The sequence below is a fragment of the Treponema sp. genome, from assembly GCF_045657965.1.
In the GTDB taxonomy this organism is placed as follows: domain Bacteria; phylum Spirochaetota; class Spirochaetia; order Treponematales; family Treponemataceae; genus Treponema_D.
On the sequence record NZ_JAZOUG010000019.1, the window covers coordinates 1 to 4,662 of the forward strand.

At 38.9% G+C, this 4,662-nt stretch carries 7 protein-coding genes; 1 reads left to right on the forward strand and 6 read right to left on the reverse strand.

Annotation, left to right across the window (positions count from 1 at the left end; translation table 11 throughout):
* The 5 genes from ACKI5B_RS00415 to ACKI5B_RS00435 all read right to left on the reverse strand — a co-directional run.
* The coding region (locus tag ACKI5B_RS00415; RefSeq protein ID WP_407424977.1) for a hypothetical protein at positions 1-188 on the reverse strand (188 nt) is incomplete at its 3' end.
* Positions 189-505: 317 nt separating this feature from the next.
* Positions 506-796 carry a hypothetical protein gene (locus ACKI5B_RS00420; protein ID WP_407424978.1) on the reverse strand — a complete coding sequence of 97 codons (291 nt, stop codon included), beginning with the start codon at positions 794-796 and terminating at the stop codon, positions 506-508.
* 177 nt (positions 797-973) lie between these two features.
* On the reverse strand, positions 974-2,323 hold the full coding sequence (locus ACKI5B_RS00425) for a hypothetical protein (RefSeq protein WP_407424979.1): 1,350 nt from the start codon (positions 2,321-2,323) through the stop codon (positions 974-976).
* Positions 2,324-2,335: 12 nt separating this feature from the next.
* Positions 2,336-3,361 carry a zinc ribbon domain-containing protein gene (locus ACKI5B_RS00430; protein WP_407424980.1) on the reverse strand — a complete coding sequence of 342 codons (1,026 nt, stop codon included), beginning with the start codon at positions 3,359-3,361 and terminating at the stop codon, positions 2,336-2,338.
* A complete protein-coding gene (locus tag ACKI5B_RS00435) occupies positions 3,358-3,684 on the reverse strand; it encodes a hypothetical protein (RefSeq protein WP_407424981.1) in 327 nt (108 codons plus the stop codon). Before ACKI5B_RS00435 ends, ACKI5B_RS00430 begins: the two co-directional genes overlap by 4 nt.
* A 104-nt stretch (positions 3,685-3,788) precedes the next feature.
* Here ACKI5B_RS00435 and ACKI5B_RS00440 point away from each other — a divergent pair, with 104 nt between their 5' ends.
* On the forward strand, positions 3,789-4,088 hold the full coding sequence (locus ACKI5B_RS00440; protein ID WP_407424982.1) for a helix-turn-helix domain-containing protein: 300 nt from the start codon (positions 3,789-3,791) through the stop codon (positions 4,086-4,088).
* Between the two features lie 169 nt (positions 4,089-4,257).
* On the opposite strand, the gene ACKI5B_RS00445 is transcribed toward ACKI5B_RS00440, so the two are convergent.
* Positions 4,258-4,548 (reverse strand): hypothetical protein, encoded by a 291-nt coding sequence (locus ACKI5B_RS00445; protein WP_407424983.1) that lies wholly within the window; start codon positions 4,546-4,548, stop codon positions 4,258-4,260.
* Positions 4,549-4,662: the final 114 nt, after the last annotated feature.

The following is a 4,662-nucleotide window of genomic DNA, read 5'->3' on the forward strand; positions in this document are numbered from 1 at the left end:
TTTCTATCATATTCTTTTGTAATTTTACTCTCTTCATCTTCAAATATTATTTTATCTGGTGTTATTGTATATTTTTGAAAACCTAAATCATCTGTATAAAAAGAAAAATTCTGTTTATCTTGTGAGGATAAACTTGTAGCAACTATTATCGTTAAACATAAACTAAAAAATATTTTTTTAATTTTCATTTTTCCTTTCCTTCACCAGCTCAGTGAGCTGTGCGTATAACACAGATTATGTGCATCAGAATAATTAAGAGCATTATAACATAACAATTTCAGTTATTCACCGGTTGGTTTGACGCTTACCCTCCGCTTGCATAAGTTGATTCATTATATCACACGGAGAGTGTCATAGAATGGCACTCAAGAAAAAATTATTTTTGGTTATATCTGGATTTCGTAATCAACAAAAAAACACCGCCCCCTCAACAGCATGTTGAAAGGGCGGCGTGTGTACCCGCATGAATGCGGAGTGCTCACTCGCTTACGCGGGTGACGTACAATTACTTATACAACTCAACCAGCTTCTGCAAGTGAACGAATCTGTCCTTAGCTGCCTGCTCGTTCCTGTCGAAGAGAACCTTAGCTCGCTCTGGGAACTTGCGTGTAAGAGCAGAGTAGCGTGTCTCGTTGTTGAGGAATGCCTGGTAAGTTCCGTCGCCTTCTTTTGAAGTGAGAGTGAACGGATTCTTGCCTTCTGCCTTGAGGGCCGGGTTGAAGCTGAAGAGGTTCCCTTCGCAGCATAGCTGCTCGGAGACTCGCTCAAAAGTCGTCTCACGACTTTTGCCCGCCACAGGCGGGCGCTCCCTAAGTAGCCGGCCTTATTGCTTAAGAGTGACAGACTTAGGGCGTTCCCCGTCGTATGCGACGGGTCAGGCTTTCCGCACTTCCGCTGCCGCTTCATTGCTCCACTTTGTTCCGCAACGCCTGACGGCGGTGCTACAATCCCTAAGCCATATTTTTTTATTTTCTCAATTTTCATTTTCAATTCTTTCGTAGATGTTACAGATTGTTTCACCGTCTGTGTCGGGAATTGAAGCAAAATGATTTTCATCAAGAATATAAATTGGAGTGTTGTAACCGTCTTGAAAGAGAGTATTGTCCTTGTATGAGAAATTACCTTCAAAACCAGAATCCGTTTTATAGTGTTTGTCTTTGAAAATCATAACATTGTTCTTTTGAAAGGCTGATGTTTTAGAATTACTCCATGTGCCATCAAAATATGTTTCTATGGTTACGCCATTAGTTTCAGCGGCATCATTGCACGCCATTTCCCAATTTGTAAGAGGTTCTTCATTAATTACAAGAAAATAGTCTGCCTTGTCGATTGCAATGAGTTCTTCCGTACTTTTTTCTTCTTCCCATGCGAAGTCTCTGTAAGTTGCAAGCAGTTTTACATAATACTTGTTTCCAGCTTTTTTATAGGTAAGCCGATGCGAAACAACTTTGTCATCTGCCACTTCCATCAAAATAAATTCGCTATTTTCTGTAAAGACTATAATCTTTCCTATATTTTTATCCGCATCATAGGAAGTATAGGTTCCAGAAAATGTATCTGGATTTTCAATGGTGATTTCTTCTGATGAATTATCAGGCATTTCACCTTTATTCTCGCTTTTTGAAGAAGACTCTTTTAATACCTTTGTGAAAATCTGTGCAACAACACCATACTCACCCATTTCTATGAGGTCGGCAAAATGGCTTTCATCCAAAATCAACACCCGCCCCTGAATTTTTGCACTGCTGTCGGCTTTCTTCCAGTTTTTACCATCTTCACAATACTTTTTAATGTCGTATGTCACTTGACTGCCTTTACGGATAACTTTTCCTTTTAGGCTTGCTTCGTGGCTTGCATCTTGAACAAAATCATTTCCATCAAAATTTACAGTGGTAGTCGCTCCCGGTCTTCCATTCGCATGAGCAGTCCAAGTTCCGTCAAAGAATTTTTTCTCTTTCAGCAGTTCTGAGGATTTAACATATCGTTTTCCGTTGAAATCCAGTGTTCCGTCTTCATTGAGTGAAAATTTGATAAGTCCATCCTCACCACCACGCTTTTCCCAAGTAACACCACCGTCACCAGACATTTTTATAAGCGAAAGATAGAGAATATTTTTATCTCGCTTGTAATGATATTCCGAAACAAGCGAGGACATTTCACCAAACTGCCCGAATTTGAGCGTAGAACCTTTTATTTCAAGAGAATATGCAGGACCGCCGGGAACATAGCAGCCCCACTCTCCCTGCAAGTTTGATTTTCCACAACCAGAAAGTGCAGAAACAAGAATTGCAACACAAACAAAGAGAAAGAGAAATTTTTTCATAACAATACAGCCTTACACTACAGGTGTTCCCATTTGGTTCAATTCTGCAATAGCGGAATAAAGCTCGTCCCGCTTGTGTTCGGTTTTGAAAGTGTATCTGCGAGAACCGAATGTACCAGCAGCACCAATTATTTGAAGTTTATAAAAATGCCAAACTGATATTTCGCCAGTACTACGATTTTGCGAAAAGCTGGTCTCATCAGAACTTGAAATCTGCTGTATATCGTCAATACTGATGTATTCACGCTTTAAGCGAAACCATTGTCCGGGCGGTGCAAAAAGGATACGATTCTCCAAATCAATTTGATAACCTTTGATTTGAGAAATGAAATATCTTACCGTATAGTACATTAACGACAAAAGCGCTAAAATAAAACAAATCCCAAAAAAACCTATTTCTCCTAAAGAATTCCTGTCAAATATGGTATAGATAAAACCACAACCGAGGAATACTGATAAACCAGCAATAATAAAGTTAATACCTAAATACAAATAATCCCGAATCACATAATTTGGTGTAAATGCAATACCGCTTGCATTACTTTGTGTCTGATCAAAGTTCGGTTGAGCAGATTCTGCTACCCTCGCAACATTTTCAGCTTCGTCTTGCGTTATTTCTGATTTCTGAGCAGGCTCTTCCGCAGTCGTTTTCTCCTGTGCCACAGGCGAACCACATTCAGGGCAAAATTTTACATTTGCAGCAATTTCTGCACCGCATTTTGAACAAGTCATAGTTTTCTCCTCTTTTTTATCTGTTGAAGTTTTTTCATTCCAGTTCGGGTCATATTTTGCACCAAAGTGCAATTCTTTCTGCAGTTCATCAAACTCAGCACTGTTTTTAAGCAATTCACCATTTTCACCAGAAATTGCAAAACCAAGTGCAAGCAGTTCATCTTTGCCGTAATCAACAGCATCAACATAACCGTTCATCACAAGAAATTTGATGATATTTTCATATTTGCCGGTTCCATGTCTAAGCATTTTTGCTTTGCTTATGCTTCCGGGATAATTTGCGACTGATTCGTTAAGTGTGGTCATTTTGTAGTCTCCGTTATTTCTGTTTTTAAATTAAAAATAATTCCATACATTTCAATTTTTTTGTCTTCTTCTTGGATTCCGACAACATAAAGTTTTTGCTTATAGTTGTTATAAGAAATTCTATTTTCAATAGTATTGAATTCTTTCAAATTGCCACTTATATTAAAATCAATTCTTATGGAATAAATAGCATCTTCCTTAGAAATGCTTAGAACAACATCTCCATTTTCTTCAGTTGATTCACCCTCAGAATCTTTAGAAACGGAATAAAACTTTGATTGATATTTTTTCCCAACAAGACAAGATAATGTATCAACAATCATGTATAACCTTCTATAAGATTCTTATCAATTAAATTGACATTCTTAATCTTAATATCATTTTATTACGATGTCAAATTTATTTTCATCGACTTATACTGATAAAAATGACAAATTATCAGCAAGAATTTATATCAAATTTGAAGAAATACCGGAAAGAAAAGAAACTCACGCAGGCACGACTTTCAGAATTATGTGATGTTACCACAAGCACAATCGGTAATATTGAATGTGGAATTGCAAAACCTTCTTTCGATTTGATTATAGATATCGCCACTGTATTAGATGTTCATCCTGCCCTTCTTTTTTCCAGCAATCCGATTCAGGGCAATGTTTCAAAAGAAATTCAGCAGCACGAACTTTTACTTGAAATGTACAAAAAATTGCAGGGATATTTTTCGAAATAAGAATTATTTGTAATACTTGTTTTTAGAAAACAAAAAAACGCTCCTCAAAGGAAAAAATTCCTTTTGAGGAGCGTTTTTTCATTTGCCACGCTGCGCATTTTGCGAAGCAAAACAGCAGTCGCGGCATTAAATGTTTTACGCTGCACTCGTCAGAGTGTCAGCGTGAAAACTATTTATACAACTCAACCAGCTTCTGCAAATGCTCGAATCTAGCCTTAGCAGCCTGTTCGTTTCGGTCGAACAAGACCTTAGCGCGCTCTGGGAACTTGCGTGTCAATGCAGAGTAGCGTGTCTCGTTGTTCAAGAATGCCTGGTAGCTTCCGTCGCCTTCTTTTGATGTGAGGGTGAATGGGTTCTTTCCTTCTGCCTTGAGTGCTGGGTTGAAGCTGAAGAGGTTCCCTTCGCAGCATAGCTGCTCGGAGACTCGCTCAAAAGTCGTCTCACGACTTTTGCCCGCCACAGGCGGTCGCTCCCTAAGTAGCCAGCCTTAACAGCTGCCTTCATTTCGTCCTGACAGTGGTTCATGCCGCCCTTAACGCCGTGCAATTCACATGGAGCGTATCCGATGATGAGG

Coding starts and splice junctions, on each gene's coding strand:
- ACKI5B_RS00430 (WP_407424980.1), bottom strand. CDS start 3,361: ATGACCACACTTAACGAATCAGTCGCAAATTATCCCGGAAGCATAAGC.
- ACKI5B_RS00440 (WP_407424982.1), top strand. CDS start 3,789: ATGACAAATTATCAGCAAGAATTTATATCAAATTTGAAGAAATACCGG.
- ACKI5B_RS00425 (WP_407424979.1), bottom strand. CDS start 2,323: ATGAAAAAATTTCTCTTTCTCTTTGTTTGTGTTGCAATTCTTGTTTCT.
- ACKI5B_RS00435 (WP_407424981.1), bottom strand. CDS start 3,684: ATGATTGTTGATACATTATCTTGTCTTGTTGGGAAAAAATATCAATCA.